The sequence below is a fragment of the Streptomyces sp. NPDC047974 genome (assembly GCF_040653375.1).
Taxonomy (GTDB): Bacteria; Actinomycetota; Actinomycetes; order Streptomycetales; family Streptomycetaceae; genus Streptomyces.
In genome coordinates, this window is the sequence record NZ_JBEZNU010000004.1 from 214983 (window position 1) to 230905 (window position 15923).

The 15923-nt window shown below is 72.2% G+C and carries 15 protein-coding genes and 3 tRNA genes; 2 read left to right on the forward strand and 16 right to left on the reverse strand.

Translation table 11 applies throughout. The features are described from left to right. Nucleotides 1-64 precede the first annotated feature (64 nt). The 5 genes from AB0E19_RS08745 to AB0E19_RS08765 form a co-directional block, all read right to left on the reverse strand. On the reverse strand, nucleotides 65-910 hold the full coding sequence (locus tag AB0E19_RS08745) for a DegV family protein (protein ID WP_362175454.1): 846 nt from the start codon (nucleotides 908-910) through the stop codon (nucleotides 65-67). Nucleotides 911-1009: 99 nt separating this feature from the next. Next, nucleotides 1010-1735 (reverse strand): hypothetical protein, encoded by a 726-nt coding sequence (locus AB0E19_RS08750; RefSeq protein ID WP_362175457.1) that lies wholly within the window; start codon nucleotides 1733-1735, stop codon nucleotides 1010-1012. A gap of 187 nt (nucleotides 1736-1922) precedes the next feature. Then, nucleotides 1923-4790 carry a leucine--tRNA ligase gene (gene leuS, locus AB0E19_RS08755; RefSeq protein WP_362175460.1) on the reverse strand — a complete coding sequence of 956 codons (2868 nt, stop codon included), beginning with the start codon at nucleotides 4788-4790 and terminating at the stop codon, nucleotides 1923-1925. Between the two features lie 287 nt (nucleotides 4791-5077). Next, nucleotides 5078-5150, reverse strand: a tRNA-Ala gene (locus tag AB0E19_RS08760). A gap of 71 nt (nucleotides 5151-5221) precedes the next feature. Beyond that, nucleotides 5222-5294: transfer RNA gene (locus tag AB0E19_RS08765), tRNA-Ala, on the reverse strand. A 130-nt stretch (nucleotides 5295-5424) separates the two neighbouring features. Between AB0E19_RS08765 and AB0E19_RS08770 the strand changes: the two genes are divergently transcribed. Then, on the forward strand, nucleotides 5425-6711 hold the full coding sequence (locus tag AB0E19_RS08770) for a glycosyltransferase 87 family protein (RefSeq protein WP_362175463.1): 1287 nt from the start codon (nucleotides 5425-5427) through the stop codon (nucleotides 6709-6711). On the opposite strand, the gene AB0E19_RS08775 is transcribed toward AB0E19_RS08770, so the two are convergent. From AB0E19_RS08775 to AB0E19_RS08810, 8 genes are all read right to left on the reverse strand, one after another. Continuing rightward, nucleotides 6690-6863 (reverse strand): hypothetical protein, encoded by a 174-nt coding sequence (locus tag AB0E19_RS08775; RefSeq protein WP_018846673.1) that lies wholly within the window; start codon nucleotides 6861-6863, stop codon nucleotides 6690-6692. The two genes, AB0E19_RS08770 and AB0E19_RS08775, sit on opposite strands and share 22 nt — an antisense overlap. Nucleotides 6864-7048: 185 nt before the next feature. Next, nucleotides 7049-7121: transfer RNA gene (locus AB0E19_RS08780), tRNA-Ala, on the reverse strand. Nucleotides 7122-7226: 105 nt separating this feature from the next. Continuing rightward, nucleotides 7227-7880, reverse strand: a complete 654-nt coding sequence (locus AB0E19_RS08785; RefSeq protein WP_362175755.1) for a histidine phosphatase family protein — start codon at nucleotides 7878-7880, stop codon at nucleotides 7227-7229. Further along, on the reverse strand, nucleotides 7877-8320 hold the full coding sequence (rsfS, locus tag AB0E19_RS08790; protein ID WP_169084890.1) for a ribosome silencing factor: 444 nt from the start codon (nucleotides 8318-8320) through the stop codon (nucleotides 7877-7879). The genes AB0E19_RS08785 and rsfS overlap by 4 nt, the downstream gene beginning before the upstream one ends. 69 nt (nucleotides 8321-8389) lie before the next feature. Beyond that, entirely contained in the window at nucleotides 8390-10132 is a 1743-nt protein-coding gene (locus AB0E19_RS08795) for an LCP family protein (RefSeq protein ID WP_362175467.1), read from the reverse strand. Nucleotides 10133-10151: 19 nt separating this feature from the next. After that, on the reverse strand, nucleotides 10152-10772 hold the full coding sequence (gene nadD / locus AB0E19_RS08800; RefSeq protein ID WP_362175470.1) for a nicotinate-nucleotide adenylyltransferase: 621 nt from the start codon (nucleotides 10770-10772) through the stop codon (nucleotides 10152-10154). Nucleotides 10773-10836: 64 nt separating this feature from the next. Next, nucleotides 10837-11001 (reverse strand): hypothetical protein, encoded by a 165-nt coding sequence (locus tag AB0E19_RS08805; protein ID WP_030494103.1) that lies wholly within the window; start codon nucleotides 10999-11001, stop codon nucleotides 10837-10839. Nucleotides 11002-11086: 85 nt separating this feature from the next. Beyond that, nucleotides 11087-11332, reverse strand: a complete 246-nt coding sequence (locus AB0E19_RS08810; protein ID WP_362175778.1) for a hypothetical protein — start codon at nucleotides 11330-11332, stop codon at nucleotides 11087-11089. Nucleotides 11333-11465: 133 nt separating this feature from the next. On the opposite strand from AB0E19_RS08810, the gene AB0E19_RS08815 reads away from it, so the two are divergent. Beyond that, nucleotides 11466-12629 carry a M48 family metallopeptidase gene (locus AB0E19_RS08815; protein WP_362175473.1) on the forward strand — a complete coding sequence of 388 codons (1164 nt, stop codon included), beginning with the start codon at nucleotides 11466-11468 and terminating at the stop codon, nucleotides 12627-12629. 30 nt (nucleotides 12630-12659) lie between these two features. Here the strand turns inward: AB0E19_RS08815 and AB0E19_RS08820 are convergent, their stop codons facing one another. From AB0E19_RS08820 to AB0E19_RS08830, 3 genes are all read right to left on the reverse strand, one after another. Next, nucleotides 12660-13742, reverse strand: a complete 1083-nt coding sequence (locus AB0E19_RS08820; RefSeq protein WP_362175476.1) for a hypothetical protein — start codon at nucleotides 13740-13742, stop codon at nucleotides 12660-12662. Between the two features lie 115 nt (nucleotides 13743-13857). Next, a complete protein-coding gene (locus tag AB0E19_RS08825) occupies nucleotides 13858-14499 on the reverse strand; it encodes a hypothetical protein (protein ID WP_362175479.1) in 642 nt (213 codons plus the stop codon). A 96-nt stretch (nucleotides 14500-14595) separates the two neighbouring features. Beyond that, on the reverse strand, nucleotides 14596-15879 hold the full coding sequence (locus AB0E19_RS08830) for a glutamate-5-semialdehyde dehydrogenase (RefSeq protein WP_362175482.1): 1284 nt from the start codon (nucleotides 15877-15879) through the stop codon (nucleotides 14596-14598). Nucleotides 15880-15923 lie beyond the last annotated feature (44 nt).

A 15923-nucleotide genomic window follows, 5' to 3' on the forward strand; every position in this document is an offset into this window, starting at 1 on the left:
ACTTCCGTGGACAGCGACGACTCTGGGGATAACTCCCTCACCCACAAGGGTGAAAGAGGCCGTCTCAGCGCGGTGAGACGACCACCGCGAGCAGCCCCGGCCCGGTGTGTGCGCCGATCACCGCACCGACCTCGCTGACGTGCAGCTCCCCGATCCCGGGAACGCGGGCCCTCAGGCGTTCGGCCAGCGCGTCGGCCCGCTCCGGCGCGGAGAGGTGGTGGACGGCGATGTCGACCGGTCCGGAGCCGGCCTGCTCGACGGCCAGCTCCTCCAGCCTCGCGATCGCCTTGGACGCGGTCCGCACCTTCTCCCGCAGCTCGATGCGGCCGCCGTCGAGTTCGAGGAGCGGCTTCACCGCGAGGGCGGAACCGAGCAGCGCCTGCGCGGTCCCGATCCGCCCGCCCCGGCGCAGGTAGTCCAGGGTGTCGACGTAGAAGTAGGCGGAGGTGTCCCCGGCACGCTTCTCGGCCGCCGCGACCGCCTCCTCCAGCGAGCCCCCGCCCTCCACGACCTCCGCCGCCGCGAGCGCGCAGAAGCCGAGGGCCATGCCGATCATGCGGGTGTCGACGACCCGTACGGGGACGGGCGCGTCCTTCGCCGCGAGCACGGCGGCGTCGTAGGTGCCGGAGACCTCGGCGGAGAGGTGGAGCGAGACGATCCCGCGCGCGCCCGCCTCCGCGGCCTCGCGGTAGGTGGCGGCGAAGACCTCGGGGCTGGGCCGGGAGGTCGTGACGGGCCGCCGTTTCTGCAGCGCCTCGGCGAGCGATCTGGCCGAGATCTCGGTGCCCTCCAGGAGGGCGCGGTCGCCGATGACGACGGTCAGCGGGACCGCGGTGATGGCGTGCCGCTCCATCGTCTGGGGTGGCAGGTAGGCCGTTGAATCGGTGACGATCGCGACATGCCGGGACATGAGCGGGAGGTTACCCGCCACGACCGCCGCTCGGCAGCCCGGCCCCGGTCGCGGCCGCTCCCGCGGTACCGCGGACCGGCCTTCCCCGTCCCCCGGGGGTCAGCCCGCGGACTCCGGCCGGGCCGTCTTCTCCCACGGGTACGCGGTCGTCCGGGGGTCGGGCGCCGTGATCGCCTGCGGCGTCTCCCCGGCCTGCGGCCGGGGCTGCTCCGGCGTCCCGGGGGCCGACTCGTACCAGGCAGCCTGCGACGCCTCCGTCCCGTTCGGCTCCCGGTCGACGGTGGTCCAGTGGCGCAGCGCGCCCGTCTCCACGTCGATCTGGGCGCTCAGCGTCTCCAGGTCGTCCTCGGCGAACCGGCGGGCCCGGTCATGGGCGGCCTGCCGCAGCGCGTCGGCCGAGCCGGTGATCCGCTCGGTCCGCTCGGTGAGGGCGGACAGCTGCCCGGCCACGTACGCCTTGTCGGGCTCCCGCTCCAGCCGCTTGAGGTCCTCGTCCAGCTCGCGCCCGTGCGCGCTGAGCCGGGCGAAGAGGTCGAGCGACTCCCGCAGCGAGGCGTCCTCGACGGCCCCCGCCTGGAGCGCGTCCTGGGTGGCGCGCATCGAGGTGCGCAGCGCGAGCCGCAGCTTCGCCAGCTCGGCGGCGACGCCGACCTGCCCGAAGCTCTTGGCCCGCAGCGTGGTGTCCTCGACGGTGCGCCTGGCCTGGCCGAGGGTCCGGTCGACACCCCTCTTGGCCGCCTTGGCCACCTTCACCGTGGCGTAGACCCCGAGCGCCACGAACGAGAGGAAGAGCAGCGCCAGGATCGTGACAATCGCGGCTTCCATGGTGTGTCGCTCCTCGGCTCCGTCGGCGTCCCACGGCTGTGGTTCTTCCACGGTAAACGGAACGGGCAGGCGGAGGGTTCCATCGGAACCCCCAACCTGCCCGTAGGGGAAACCCCTAGCCCCGTCGAACGACCCGGACGGCTCGGACCACTCGGTCCGCACCGGACGTTCGGAGCACCGCGGCCGCTCAGGCCACGATGTTCACCAGCTTCGGCGCGCGCACGATCACCTTGCGGATCTCGGCGCCGCCGAGGGCCGCGACGACGTGCGCGTCGGCCAGCGCCAGCGCCTCCAGCTCGGCGTCGGTGATGGACGGCGAGACCTCCAGGCGGGCCTTGACCTTGCCCTTGATCTGCACGACGCAGGTCACGGTCTCGTCGACCACGTAGGCCGGGTCGGCGACCGGGAAGTCCTGGTGGACGACCGAGTCCGTGTGACCGAGGCGGCGCCACAGCTCCTCCGCGATGTGCGGGGCGAGCGGGGCGACCAGCAGCACCAGCTGCTCGGCGACCGGGCGGGAGACCGCGCCGCCGGCCTTGGTCAGGTGGTTGTTCAGCTCGGTGATCTTGGCGATCGCCGTGTTGAAGCGCATCGCGGCCATGTCCTGGGCGACGCCGTCGATGGCCTTGTGCAGGGCGCGCAGCGTGTCCTCGTCGGGCGCGGTGTCGACGACGGTGGCCTCGCCGGTCGCCTCGTCGACGATGTTGCGCCACAGCCGCTGCAGCAGCCGGTACTGGCCGACCACGGCGCGGGTGTCCCACGGGCGGGAGACGTCCAGCGGGCCCATCGCCATCTCGTACAGGCGCAGGGTGTCGGCACCGTACTCGACGCAGATCTCGTCCGGCGTGACGGCGTTCTTCAGGGACTTGCCCATCTTGCCGAGGACGCGGCTGACCTTCTCGCCCTCGTACCAGTAGGCGCCGTCGCGCTCCTCGACCTCGGCGGCCGGCACGGCGATGCCGCGGGCGTCGCGGTAGACGAAGGCCTGGATCATGCCCTGGTTGTAGAGCTTGTGGAAGGGCTCGGCCGAGGAGATGTGCCCCAGGTCGAAGAGGATCTTGGACCAGAAACGGGCGTACAGCAGGTGGAGCACGGCGTGCTCGGCACCGCCGACGTACAGGTCGACGCCGCCGGTGGGCATACCCTCGCGCGGGCCCATCCAGTACTGCTCGACGGCCGGGTCGACCAGCTTCTGGTCGTTGTGCGGGTCGAGGTAGCGCAGCTCGTACCAGCAGGAACCCGCCCAGTTGGGCATGGTGTTGGTCTCGCGGCGGTACTTCTTCGGCCCGTCGCCCAGGTCGAGGGTGACGTCGACCCACTCCTCGTTGCGGGAGAGCGGGGTCTCGGGCCGGGTGTCGGCGTCCTCCGGGTCGAAGGTCCGCGGCGAGTAGTCCTCGACCTCGGGCAGCTCCAGCGGGAGCATCGACTCGGGCAGCGCGTGGGCGACGCCGTCCTCGTCGTAGACGATCGGGAAGGGCTCGCCCCAGTACCGCTGGCGGCTGAACAGCCAGTCGCGGAGGCGGAAGTTGACGGTGCCCTCGCCGATGCCGCGGTCGGCCAGCCAGTCGGTGATCTTCGCCTTGGCCTCGACGACGCCCAGGCCGTCCAGGGAGATCTCGTCGTTGGCGGAGCCGACCAGCTTCGCCTCGTACGAGGAGAAGGCGTCGTCCCAGGTCGACGGGTCGGTGCCGCGGTCGTCGCTCGGCTCGACGACGCAGCGCATCGGCAGCTCGAAGGCGCGGGCGAAGGCGAAGTCGCGCCCGTCGTGGGCGGGGACGGCCATGATGGCGCCGGTGCCGTAGCCCATGAGGACGTAGTCGGCGATGAAGACGGGGACCTGCTCGCCGCTGACCGGGTTGGTCGCGTACGCGCCGGTGAAGACGCCGGTCTTCTCCTTGGCGTCGGCCTGGCGCTCGACGTCGGACTTGGACGCGGCCTGCTTGCGGTAGGCGTCGACGGCCTCGGCGGGGGTGGCGTGACCGCCGGTCCACACGTCGTGGGTGCCCTCGGGCCAGGCGCCCGGGACGATCTTCTCGACCAGGTCGTGCTCGGGGGCCAGGACCATGTAGGTGGCGCCGAAGAGGGTGTCCTGGCGGGTGGTGAAGACGGTGATGGCGCCGGTGTCGCCGACCTGGAAGTCGACGCGGGCGCCCTCGGAGCGGCCGATCCAGTTGCGCTGCTGCAGCTTGATGGCCTCGGGCCAGTCCAGGCCGTCGAGGTCGTCCAGCAGGCGGTCCGCGTAGGCGGTGATGCGCATGTTCCACTGGCGCAGCTTCGACTTGAAGACGGGGAAGTTGCCGCGCTCGGAGCGTCCGTCGGCGGTGACCTCCTCGTTGGCGAGGACGGTGCCCAGGCCGGGGCACCAGTTGACCGGCGCCTCGGAGGCGTACGCCAGGCGGTACTCGCCCAGGACCTCGGTGCGTTCGGCGGGGGACAGCTCGGACCACGCGCGCGTGGAGCCGGGGACCTCACGCGTGCCGTTCTCGAACTGCTCGATCAGCTCGGCGATCGGGCGGGCCTTGGCGGCCTCGGTGTCGTACCAGGAGTTGTAGATCTGCAGGAAGATCCACTGGGTCCACTTGTAGTACTCCGGGTCGATCGTGGCGAACGACCGGCGCTTGTCGTGGCCCAGGCCCAGCCGGCGCAGCTGGACCTTCATGTTCTCCATGTTGGCCTCGGTGGACACGCGCGGGTGCGTGCCGGTCTGCACGGCGTACTGCTCGGCGGGCAGGCCGAAGGCGTCGAAGCCGAGGGTGTGGAGCACGTTGTGGCCGGTCATGCGCGCGTGGCGGGCGAAGACGTCCGTGGCGATGTAGCCGAGCGGGTGGCCGACGTGGAGGCCCGCACCGGAGGGGTACGGGAACATGTCCATGATGAACTTCTTGGGGCGGGCGGCGACCTCGGGGTCGCCCGCCAGGTCGCCGGAGGGGTTCGGCGCCTCGTAGGTGCCCTCGGCGTCCCAGACGTCCTGCCAGCGTGCCTCGATGTCGGCGGCCATGGCCGCCGTGTAGCGATGCGGGGCCGCCGTCTCGGCGGCCGTGTTGATCTCGGTCATGGTCCTAGAAGCTCCATCGATCGTCTCTGCCCACTGCCACGAACTGCCACGAAATGAAAAATCCCCTCGCACAGGAGGGGACGCCGCGCCGACTCCGACGGGGTGTCTTCCGCCCGTCGGGACTGGTCAGCGCGGCTCGATAAGCAGGAGGCGTACGGCACGCATGGCGCCAGGGTACCGCAGCGTTCACACGGGCCGCATCGATGTCCACAGGCCGCAGCGACGTCCACGGGCCGGGCGGGAACGACGAAGCGGGCCATCCGATCCGGATGACCCGCTTCTTCTTGTGGAGCTAAGGAGAATTGAACTCCTGACCTCCTGCATGCCATGCAGGCGCTCTACCAACTGAGCTATAGCCCCTCATATGCGGCGTTCAGCTTACCGCAGAAGTGCGGAGAGCCATCCGGTATGGATGGCCCGTCTGCCTTCTGTGGAGCTAAGGAGAATTGAACTCCTGACCTCCTGCATGCCATGCAGGCGCTCTACCAACTGAGCTATAGCCCCTCGTGATCGTCCGTCCGGCTCCCTCTCGGGTCTTCCTCGCGGCGACGGACAGAACATTAACCGGCCGCCGGGCAGAACTCCAAATCCGTTTCTCCGGCACTGTCGGAGGCTCCGGGTAGGGTCGCCCCCTGTGTCCCCCTCCACCCCTTCCCCGTCCCGCGCCCGGTCCTGGCCCCTGCTCGCCGCCGCGGCGGCCTGCCTGATCTCGTTCGCGGCCTTCTGGGTGGCGCAGCGCGTCGCCCACGTGAACATGCTCGACGTCATGGTCTACCGGGCCGAGGCCGAGACCCTGCGGGCCGGCGGCGACCTGTACGCGATGCGCGCCACCTCGGCGAACCTGGCGATGACCTATCCGCCGTTCGCCGCCGTGCTGTTCCTGCCGCTGCCCCTGGTGGGCGTCCCGCTGATGCGGACGCTCTCCACGGCGGGGAATCTGCTGCTGGTGGTGGCCCTGGTGCGGCTCTCGCTCCAGCTGGTCCGCCCGGCGCTCGCCTCGCCCGCGCGACGGGCCGATCTGTGGCGTACGACCCTGTGGGTCGCGGCGGTCGTGGTCTGGTGCGAGCCGGTGTGGACGACCCTCCGGTACGGGCAGATCAACCTGCTGGTCGCGGTGGCCGTGCTGTGGGACTTCACCCGCCGCGAGGGCAGCCGCTGGGCCGGGCTGGGCATCGGCCTGGCGACCGCGGTGAAACTCACACCGGGTCTCTTCGTGGTGCTGCTCCTCGCCGCGGGGCTGCTGCTGTGGCGGCGGGACCGGGGGATGAACCAGTGGCTGCGCACCGCGCTGACCGCGACCGGGACCTTCCTGGTCACGACGCTGGCCATGGCGGTGGCGCTGCCGGCGGACTCGAAGACCTTCTGGACGCGGACGCTGTTCGAGACGGGCCGGGTCGGGCACGCCGAGGAGACCGCGAACCAGTCCCTCAGCGGAGTCCTCGCCCGGCTGATGCACACGGACGCGCCCGGGCTGTGGTGGCTGGCGGCCGCGGTCCTGCTGGGCGGCGCGGCGATGGCGCTCGCGGTGCGGGCGGCGGTGCGCGGCGACAAGGCCGTGGCCGTGGTCGTCACCGCCTTCGCGGCGCTGATGGTCTCGCCGATCTCCTGGTCCCACCACTGGGTCTGGTGCGTGCCGCTGCTGGTCCTGCTGTACGACCGCACGCGCGCGTGGCGGGTGACGGGCGCGGTGGCGCTGGCCTTCGCCTCGTTCGCCCTGTGGTGGGTGCCGCACGACCCGGGCCGTCCCGAACTGGACCAGAACGCGGGGCAGATGCTGCTGTCGGCGGTCTACCCGCTGACGGCCCTGGCGGTCTTCGCCGGGTACGCCCTGGCGCTGCGGAGGTCCCGGCGGACGGCGACCCCGGAGGTTCCCCGGCAGCGGGTGGCGGTCCGCGAGCGTCAGGCCGTGGCGAAGGAGTAGAACCGCTTGAGGGTGCAGTGTTCGTCGAGGAGCCGGCCGTAGATCGGCTCCCCTTCGAGCTCGCGGTAGGTCTCGATGGGGTCGCCCTTTATGATCAGCGCCCGCGCGCACTCCTCGCACCAGTACTGGTACTCGGGGTTGACGGGGTCCATGTCCCGCACGATGGGCGTGCCGCTGCCGCACCAGTCGCACTTCCGCCTGTGCGCACCCAAAGGCCACCCTCCCGTCCGGACCTGATCCCCCTCCGGCCGTCCGATTCTGCCATGGCCGGGCGGCCCCCAGAAGTGACAAAACGACAGATCCCGCCCCCCTGATGGGGAACGGGATCCGGTGACTGTGGAGCTAAGGAGAATTGAACTCCTGACCTCCTGCATGCCATGCAGGCGCTCTACCAACTGAGCTATAGCCCCTCACGTTCTCAGCGCTCAGCGCCGCGAACAAGAAGAACTTTAGCCTGTGACCTGCCGGAAAGTGAAATCCGGGCTGCGCGGGGGCCTGGGAACCGGTCCGGGACGTCAGGTGTCGTCGCCGAGGACCGGCTCGGGCAGCGAGCCCGCGTTGTGCTCCAGGAGGCGCCAGCCGCGCGCGCCCTCGCCGAGGACGGACCAGGAGCAGTTCGAGAGGCCGCCCAGGCCCTCCCAGTGGTGCGGCTCCAGGCCGAGGAGCCGGCCGATGGCGGTGCGGATGGTGCCGCCGTGGCTGACCACGACCAGCGTGCCGTCCGCCGGGAGCTTGTCGGCGTGCTCCAGGATCACCGGGGCGGCCCGCTCGGCCACCTCGGTCTCCAGCTCGCCGCCGCCCCGGCGCACCGGCTCGCCGCGCTTCCACGCGGCGTACTGATCGCCGAACCTCGCGACGATCTCCTCGTGCGTGAGGCCCTGCCACTCCCCCGCGTACGTCTCGCGCAGCGCGGCGTCGTGGGCGACCGGGAGTCCGGTGAGCGCGGCCAGCTCGGCGGCGGTGGCCGCCGTCCGCTTCAGGTCGGAGGCGACGATCGCGTCGGGGCGGAGGGCGGCGAGCAGCCGGGCGGCGCGGCGCGCCTGGTGGACGCCGGCCTCGGTGAGCTCGATGTCGGTCGAGCCCTGGAAGCGACGCTCCAGGTTCCAGGAGGTCTGGCCGTGGCGCCACAGGACGATGCGGCGGCCGGTGCCGCCCTTGGCGGTGCTCAGCTCAGCTCACCGTCCGCCCTGTCGAGGTCGGCGCCGGTCAGGGCGGCGTGCTCGGCCGCCTTGCCGCGGGTCTTGACGGCGTCCTCGGGCAGGGGCAGCTCGGGGCAGTCCTTCCACAGCCGCTCGAGGGCGTAGAAGACCCGCTCCTCGCTGTGCTGCACGTGGACGACGATGTCGACGTAGTCGAGGAGGATCCAGCGGGCGTCGCGGTCGCCCTCGCGGCGGACCGGCTTGGCGCCGAGTTCCTTCTGGAGCCGCTCCTCGATCTCCTCGGCGATCGACTTGACCTGGCGGTCGTTGGGCGCGGAGGCGAGCAGGAAGGCGTCGGTGATCGACAGCACGTCGCTGACGTCGTACGCGATGATGTCGTGAGCGAGCCGGTCGGCCGCCGCCTGGGCGGCGGCGTTGACGAGCTCGATGGAGCGATCCGTGGCGGTCACAAGCAGGCTTTCGTCGGCGGTCCAGTACCCCTCCAGGGTCTCACGGACCGCCGACGACCCCGCAAACGATTACGAGGCGCCCGGAATCTCGTAGTCCCGGCCGAGGACGACGGTGACGGCGGCGTTGCCCGCGGGCTTGCCCTTGACGACGGATCCGGCCGGCAGTCCGAGGGTCTTGGCGACCTCGGCCGCGGTGGCCTTCTGGGCGTCGTCGCCGTAGACGACCTGGGACTTCGCCTGGCCGTCGGTCTTGCTGCCGCCGACGAACGCGTAGCCGCCGTTGATCAGCGCGACCTTGGCCGCCTCGACGGCGTCCTCGCCGGTGGCGTCCTTGACCGAGACCCGCGGCACTCCGCCGGCTTCGACGGCGGAGACCTTGCCGCCGAGGATGTCCTTGACGACGCTGTCGCCGGTGCCCTCGGCGAGCGTCCCGTCCTCGCCCACGGGGAGCAGCGCGGTCTTGTAGGCGCCGGTCTTGGCGTGGTCGGCGAGCTTGGCGAGGGAGGCGCCGAGGTCCTTCTCGGGGAGGGAGGGATCGGCGATCTGCTGGAGGAACTCGACGGCCGAGGTGGCGTTGGCGGCGTCGCTGGGCATCTTGCGCAGCATGCCGTTCACCACCTGGCCGAAGCGCTGGAGCTGCTTGGCCTCGGCCTCGCCGGAGGCGCGGTAGGTGGCGTAGGCGACGGCTCCGCGGCCGGTGAGGGTCTGCTTCTCGCCCTGGGCGACGAGCGGGTCCGCGCCCTTCTTGCCCTTGGGGTCCGGGACGGCGGTGTCGGTGTCGACCTCGATGCCGCCGAGGTACTCGACGAGGTTCTCCAGGTACGGGGTGTCGAGGCGCCAGGTTCCGGCGATCTTGGCGCCGAGGAGGGTGTCGAGGGCCTCGCGGGTGCCGCTGGAGCCGTCCTCCTCGACGGACTTGCCGAGGGTGGTGGCGGAGCCTTCGGAGTCGGCGACGGCGAGGGCGTTGGGCAGCAGGACGGTGGTGCCCTGCTTGGTGGTGGAGTTGTCCACGAGGAGGGCCGTGGAGGTGCCGCCGCCCTGGATGTCGTGGAGGTGGAGGACGATCGTGTCGCGCCGCTGCGGGCCCGTGGCGGCCGCCTGGTCCTTCTGCGCGGAGTCCCCGGTGCCGGGGAGCAGGCCGGCGGACCAGAGGTAGCCGACGCCGCCGATGACGGCGAGGGCCAGGACGACGACGAGGGCGATCACGCGGTTGCGGCCGCGGCGGCGGGCCTCCTCGCGGCGCTCCGACCGGCTCTCGGTGAACTTGAGCCAGTCGATGACGTCCTCGGAGTCCTCGTCGGGCTCCTCGATGAAGGAGAACTGCTCGGTGCGGTAGTCCCGGTCGTCGCCGGCCTCCGCCCGCCGGGGGGCCGCGGGCGCGGCGGGCACGAAGGGCGGGGCGGGCGGTTCGGGGGCGGGCCGCTGGCCGGGGACGCCGGCCGGGGCGGCGGCGACGGGCGCCGGGGGCTCGGCGGCCTGCCACTGCTGCCCGCCGTGCTGCCCGCCGCCACCGTAGGTCTCGTACGGGTCGTAGGCGGGCTGCTGCGGGGCGTAGCCCTGACCCTGCTGCCGCCCGGCATAGGCGTCGTACGAGGACGGCTGGGGTCCCTGGGGCTGCTGGGGCTGCTGGGGCGCCTGGGGCTGGGCGTAGGGGTCGTAGCCGTACGACTGCTGCTGCCCGGCGTACGGGTCGTACGCGGGCTGCTGGGGGGCCTGGGCCGGCTGCTGGTACACCGGCTGCCCGTACGCGTCGTAGCCGATGATCTGCGGCTGCGGGTAGTACGGGTCGTACGGGTTCTGCTGGTCGTTCACCGGTGCCCCTTCCCGGGACTCACTCGCCGCGGTACAGCTGGCGCTTGTCGATGTAGCGCACCACGCCGTCCGGGACGAGATACCAGACGGGGTCGCCCGAGGCCACCCGTGCGCGGCAGTCGGTGGACGAGATGGCGAGGGCGGGGATCTCGACGAGGGAGACACCGCCCTTGGGCAGTCCGTCGTCGGTGAGGTCGTGGCCCGGCCGGGTCACGCCGATGAAGTGGGCGAGGGAGAAGAACTCGTCCGCGTCGCGCCAGGTGAGGATCTGCGAGAGCGCGTCGGCGCCGGTGATGAAGAAGAGGTCGGCGTCGGCGTTGAGCGAGTGGAGCTCGCGCAGGGTGTCGATGGTGTAGGTGGCGCCGCCGCGGTCGATGTCGATGCGGCTGACCGAGAACTGCGGGTTGGACGCGGTGGCGATGACCGTCATGAGGTACCGGTCCTCGGCGGGCGACACGGCCTTGTGGCTCTTCTGCCACGGTTCACCGGTCGGTACGAACACCACCTCGTCCAGGTGGAACAGGGCGGCGACCTCGCTGGCCGCCACCAGGTGTCCGTGGTGGATCGGGTCGAACGTCCCGCCCATCACGCCGAGGCGGCGCTTGCCGCTGCCGCCAGTAGGCACTTCCTGCTCTCCCATGCGTGCAGAGCCTACTGGCACGGCGGTGGGCGCCGGCTCAGCGGCCTCCCGGTCGGCGTCCGGCTCAGCGGTCGCGGTTGAAGCGGGTGGTGATCCAGAGCAGCAGCATCAGCGCGAGGAAGGCGCCACCGCCCGTGACGTACGGGTTGAGGCTGTCGTGGTTGCCACCGTGCTCGGCGCCCTCGGAGGCAAGCGTGACGAGGTTGGCGGCGGTGCTGTGGAGGCTCATCTTCGGCGGGACCTATCCGATCGGGGGTGGGAGCGGAGACTTCGCGCACATCGTATGCGGGCGGTCGCGGCCCGCTCACGCCGACTCAGGCGTTGGCGTCCTCGGCGTCCCCGGACGCCCCTCGGGCGGAGGTGTCCCCGGGCTGCTCCGCGGGGCGTTCCCCGGGCTGCTCCGCGGTGTCGTCGCGGCCGCATCCGCGCAGCAGGAACCAGGCGAGGAGGGCGCCGCCGACCATGGAGACCAGCAGGACGATGCGGAGCGTGTCGCCCGGGCCCTGCTGCGCTGCGGCGATCCCGGTGAGGGCGGCGGTGGCCTCGGCGATGTCGGGCATGCGGGTCGTGCTCCCTCGTTGTCCACAGGGCCCGAGTTGTCCACAGGCCCTCCGCTCACGGTAGCGCCCTCGCCTAGGGTGGGTCGTGTCAGGGGGACGAGCACCGACTCGTACGGATGGACAGGGGGCGTTCATGACCGAGAACCACGACAGGGGCCACGGCGGAGAGCCGCACGGCGGCGTGCCGAGCAGGCAGCGCAGGCGGTTCCCCGGCATCTCCTCGCGGGCCTACGAGCATCCGGCGGACCGTTCGGCGCTGGTGGCGCTGAGGAAGCTCAGCGGTTTCGACACGGTGTTCAAGGCACTGAGCGGGCTGCTGCCCGAGCGCAGCCTCAGACTGCTCTACCTCTCGGACTCCGTCCGGGTGAGCGACGCGCAGTTCTCGCACCTCAACGACATGCTGCGGGACGCCTGTTACGTCCTGGACCTGGACAGGGTCCCGCCGATGTACGTGACGCAGGACCCGGTGCCGAACGCGATGTGCGTGGGCCTGGACGAGCCGGTGATCGTGCTGACGACGGGGCTCGTCGAGCTGCTCGACGAGGAGGAGATGCGGGCGGTGATCGGCCACGAGGTCGGTCACGCCCTGTCCGGCCACGCGGTCTACCGGACGGTGCTGCTCTTCCTGACGAACGTGGCGCTGAAGGTCGCCTGGATCCCGCTGGGGAACGTGGCGGTGATGGCGATCGTGACCGCGCTGCGCGAGTGGTTCCGCAAGTCGGAGCTGTCGGCCGACCGCGCGGGGCTCCTCGTGGGGCAGGACCTGCGGGCCTCGATGCGGGGCCTGATGAAGATCGCCGGCGGCAACCACCTGCACGAGATGAACGTGGATGCCTTCCTCGCCCAGGCGGACGAGTACGAGAAGGCCGGTGACCTGCGGGATTCGGTTCTGAAGATCCTCAATGTGCTGCCGCGCTCGCACCCCTTCACCACGGTGCGGGCGGCGGAGCTGAAGAAGTGGTCGGAGAGCCGGGACTACCAGCGGCTGATGGACGGCCACTACCCGAAGCGCTCGGAGGACAAGGACACCTCGGTCACGGACTCCTTCCGCGAGTCGGCGGGCCACTACGCGCAGACGGTCAAGGACAGCAAGGATCCGCTGATCAAGCTCGTCGGCGACATAGCCGGCGGGGCCGGCGACCTCGCGGGCGATCTGGGCGGACGGCTCCGGACCGTGTTCGGGGGCGGCGCCCCGAAGGAGACCGGCAAGGAGACCGGCGGCGATTCGGACAAGGAATCGCACAAGGAATCGGGCAAGGAGACCGGCGGGGAGCCGGACGAGGGGGCCTGGAGCTAGACGGCAGCCTGGGCGTCAGGGCCGGGGGCGTCAGGGCCGGGGCTGGGCGGCCGGGGCGAGGGCTCCGCAGAGGGCCGGCGCGGCCGGCCGGTCGGCGGCGTAGGGGTCGGTGAGGGCCGGGCCGGACGTCGCCGGGGCCTCGGCTCCGGCCAGGAGCGGCCTGAGGCCGCCGCCGGTGTCCGCCCCGCAGGCCTGCGGTCCGGCCTCGACGGTACTGGTCAGCAGCTCGGCCCGGTGCATGCGCAGGTCCTCGCGGTCGAAGCGGAGGTGCAGGGTGCGGTGGACCGTGAAGAGGGAGGCCGCGGCGGGCTCGCCCGGACCCTGGACGGCGGGGCGCAGCGCGTAGGTGAAGGTGTGGTCGGCGGTGACGTCCAGGGTGTCGGCGGTGCTCTCGGCGAAGCGGAGGGTGCCCTGGACGCGGGGCGCGGGCTCGGCGACGGAGACCTGACGGGGGTCGAAGCGGACCACCCAGGCGGCGAGGGCGTGCCGGCCGTCGTCGGCGGGCGATTCGACGCTGCGGTCGAACTGGGCGAGCTGGTCGGGGTCGAGCAGCAGGCGGGCGGGGCGCACGGTCTGGCCCGCGAGGACGTCGGGCTCCAGGGAGGAGGCGACGAGGTAGTCCTTGGCGATGCTGAGGGCGGTGACGACCTGGCCCTCGGAGAAGTGGGTGGTGCGGGCGGCGACGGGGAGGTTGATGCCGGCCGCGCCGGTGCGGTACTCGGCGGCGGGGCTGCGGGCGAGGAGCCGGGCCGGGTCGCCGCCGGGGACGGGGCCCTGGGGAGCGAGGGGGACGACGGTGGTGCGCAGTGGCTCGGCACGCTGGTCGAGCGGCGGCTGGTAGGGGTTGCGCAGGCCGAGGTAGATGGCCGTGCCGAAGGCGAGGAGGACCAGCAGGACCAGCAGGAGGGCCTGGCCGGAGCCGCCGCGGCGGCCGGTGGGGCCGGGGCGGCTGTGGACGGCGAGCGCGTGCTCGCCCATCCGTTCCTGGGCGGAGTACTCCTGGAGGTGGGCAGCGCGGACGAACGCCTCGTCGAAGACGACGGCTCGGTACTCGTCGTCACCGCCGGGGAGCCCCTCGGGAGTCCCCTCAGGCGGGTCGCCACGCCCTGCCATACCTTCAGGGTAGGTCGGCGGGGGCCTCGGTAAACGCCCAGGTACACGACAAGTTCGGAAGTTTTCCGCCGTCGGGGTGACCGTACCGGCGGGCGGTGCGGCCGTCCGGGTGGTGTCAGGGTGTGCCGGGCGCGACGGAGGCCCGCGGGGGCGTCCGCTCGTCGGTCGCCTGACCGCCGGCGGCCGGTGCGGCGGCCGTGGCCGGGGTGCCGGTGAGGACGGGGACCGGGGGCCCGGCGGCCGGTGAGGCGGCGGGCGGGGCCGGGTTCGGCGCGTCGACGCCGGTGGAGGCCGGGGGAACCTGGTCCTGCCGGTTGGCGGCGGCACCGCGGTAGACGGCGGTGAAGGCGAGGGCCACCATGCCGATGCCCATGAGGAGGGCGAGGAGCCAGGCGACGGGCCGGTGCCAGCGGGCGCTGCCCCGGTAGGGGCGCAGGGCGCCGCCGTGGCGGCCGTAGGGGCTGGCGTCGTCGCCGATGTCGTCGGGCTCGTAGGTGAGGCCGACGGGCTCGGGGCCCTCGTCGTAGAGGTCGTCGTCGCCGGCGGCCCGGAGGGCGCGGGCGCGGGCGGATTCGGCCTCGGCACGGGCCTGGGCGGCGGCGAGGAGGCGTTCGACGGCCGTCGGCTCGTGGAGGGTGGCGGCCCGGATGAACTCCTCGTCCAGAACCACGTCCCAGCGGCCCTCGGCGGCGCCTCCGCGCTCGTCGTCGGGCTCCCAGCCGTTCGGGGACGGCCTGCCCCCCACGTCGTCCGGCACGGATTCAGAGTAGACCGGGGATGTGGTTTTGGGCAGGGAGAAGGCGAAGTCTCCCCGCCCGTACCGAAAGGCCGAAAGGAGGGGTGCGGGGTGGTGTTACCGGATGTGACCGTCGCCGGTCACGATGTACTTGGTGGAGGTGAGCTCCGGGAGGCCCATGGGGCCGCGGGCGTGGAGCTTCTGGGTGGAGATGCCGATCTCCGCGCCGAAGCCGAACTGTCCGCCGTCCGTGAAGCGGGTGGAGGCGTTCACGGCGACCGTGGTGGAGTCGACCAGCTGGGTGAAGCGGCGGGCGGCGGCCTGCGAGGTGGTGACGATGGCCTCGGTGTGGCCGGAGGTCCACATGCGGATGTGCTCGACGGCCTTGTCGAGGGAGTCGACGACGGCGGCGGCGATGTCGTAGGAGAGGTACTCGGTCTCCCAGTCCTCGGCGGTGGCCGGGACGACGGTGGCCTTGGTGCCCTCGGCGTGGGCGAGGACCCGCTCGTCGGCGTGGACGGTGACGCCGGCCTCGGCCAGCGCGTCGAGGGCGCGGGGCAGGAAGGCGGCGGCGATGTCCCGGTGGACGAGGAGCGTCTCGGCGGCGTTGCAGACGCTGACCCGCTGGGCCTTGGAGTTGACCAGGATGTCGACGGCCATGTCGAGGTCGGCCTCGGCGTCGACGTAGACGTGGCAGTTGCCGGTGCCGGTCTCGATGACCGGGACGGTGGACTCCTCGACGACCGTCTTGATCAGGGAGGCACCGCCGCGCGGGATGAGGACGTCGACGAGGCCGCGGGCGCGCATCAGCTCGCGGACGGAGTCGCGGGACTCGCCGGGGACGAGCTGGACGGCGTCGGCGGGCAGTCCGGCGCCGCCGACGGCGTCGCGGAGGACGGTGACGAGGGCGGTGTTGGAGGCGTACGCGGAGGAGGAGCCGCGGAGCAGGACCGCGTTGCCGGCCTTGAGGCAGAGGGCGGCGGCGTCGACCGTGACGTTGGGACGGGCCTCGTAGATGATGCCGACGACGCCGAGCGGGACGCGGACCTGGCGGAGGTCGAGGCCGTTGGGGAGGGTGGAGCCGCGGACGACCTCGCCGACCGGGTCGGGCAGGGCGGCGACGTGGCGGACGTCGGCGGCGATGGCGCGGATCCGCTCGGGGGTGAGGGTGAGCCGGTCGACGATCGACTCGCTGGTGCCGGCCTCGCGGGCCTTGGCGATGTCCTCGGCGTTGGCCTCGACGATCTCCGCGGTGCGGACTTCGAGGGCGTCCGCGATGGCGAGGAGGGCTTCGTCCTTGGCCGAGCGCGGCAGTGGCGCGATCTGTGCGGCGGCGCCACGGGCCCGGTAGGCGGCCCGGGTGACCGGGGTCAGGTTGTCGAGGGGCGTGAGCGAGGTCATGCCCGCAGGGTACTGGTACGGGCGGTCCGACCCCGTACGTACGA

Excerpts from the sequence above, each read along its gene's own strand:
- AB0E19_RS08745 (WP_362175454.1), bottom strand. The coding sequence starts at position 910 with ATGTCCCGGCATGTCGCGATCGTCACCGATTCAACGGCCTACCTGCCA.
- AB0E19_RS08750 (WP_362175457.1), bottom strand. The coding sequence starts at position 1,735 with ATGGAAGCCGCGATTGTCACGATCCTGGCGCTGCTCTTCCTCTCGTTC.
- leuS (WP_362175460.1), bottom strand. The coding sequence starts at position 4,790 with ATGACCGAGATCAACACGGCCGCCGAGACGGCGGCCCCGCATCGCTAC.
- AB0E19_RS08775 (WP_018846673.1), bottom strand. The coding sequence starts at position 6,863 with ATGGACCCCGTCAACCCCGAGTACCAGTACTGGTGCGAGGAGTGCGCG.
- nadD (WP_362175470.1), bottom strand. The coding sequence starts at position 10,772 with ATGGGAGAGCAGGAAGTGCCTACTGGCGGCAGCGGCAAGCGCCGCCTC.
- AB0E19_RS08805 (WP_030494103.1), bottom strand. The coding sequence starts at position 11,001 with ATGAGCCTCCACAGCACCGCCGCCAACCTCGTCACGCTTGCCTCCGAG.
- AB0E19_RS08810 (WP_362175778.1), bottom strand. The coding sequence starts at position 11,332 with ATGCCCGACATCGCCGAGGCCACCGCCGCCCTCACCGGGATCGCCGCA.
- AB0E19_RS08815 (WP_362175473.1), top strand. The coding sequence starts at position 11,466 with ATGACCGAGAACCACGACAGGGGCCACGGCGGAGAGCCGCACGGCGGC.
- AB0E19_RS08820 (WP_362175476.1), bottom strand. The coding sequence starts at position 13,742 with ATGGCAGGGCGTGGCGACCCGCCTGAGGGGACTCCCGAGGGGCTCCCC.
- AB0E19_RS08830 (WP_362175482.1), bottom strand. The coding sequence starts at position 15,879 with ATGACCTCGCTCACGCCCCTCGACAACCTGACCCCGGTCACCCGGGCC.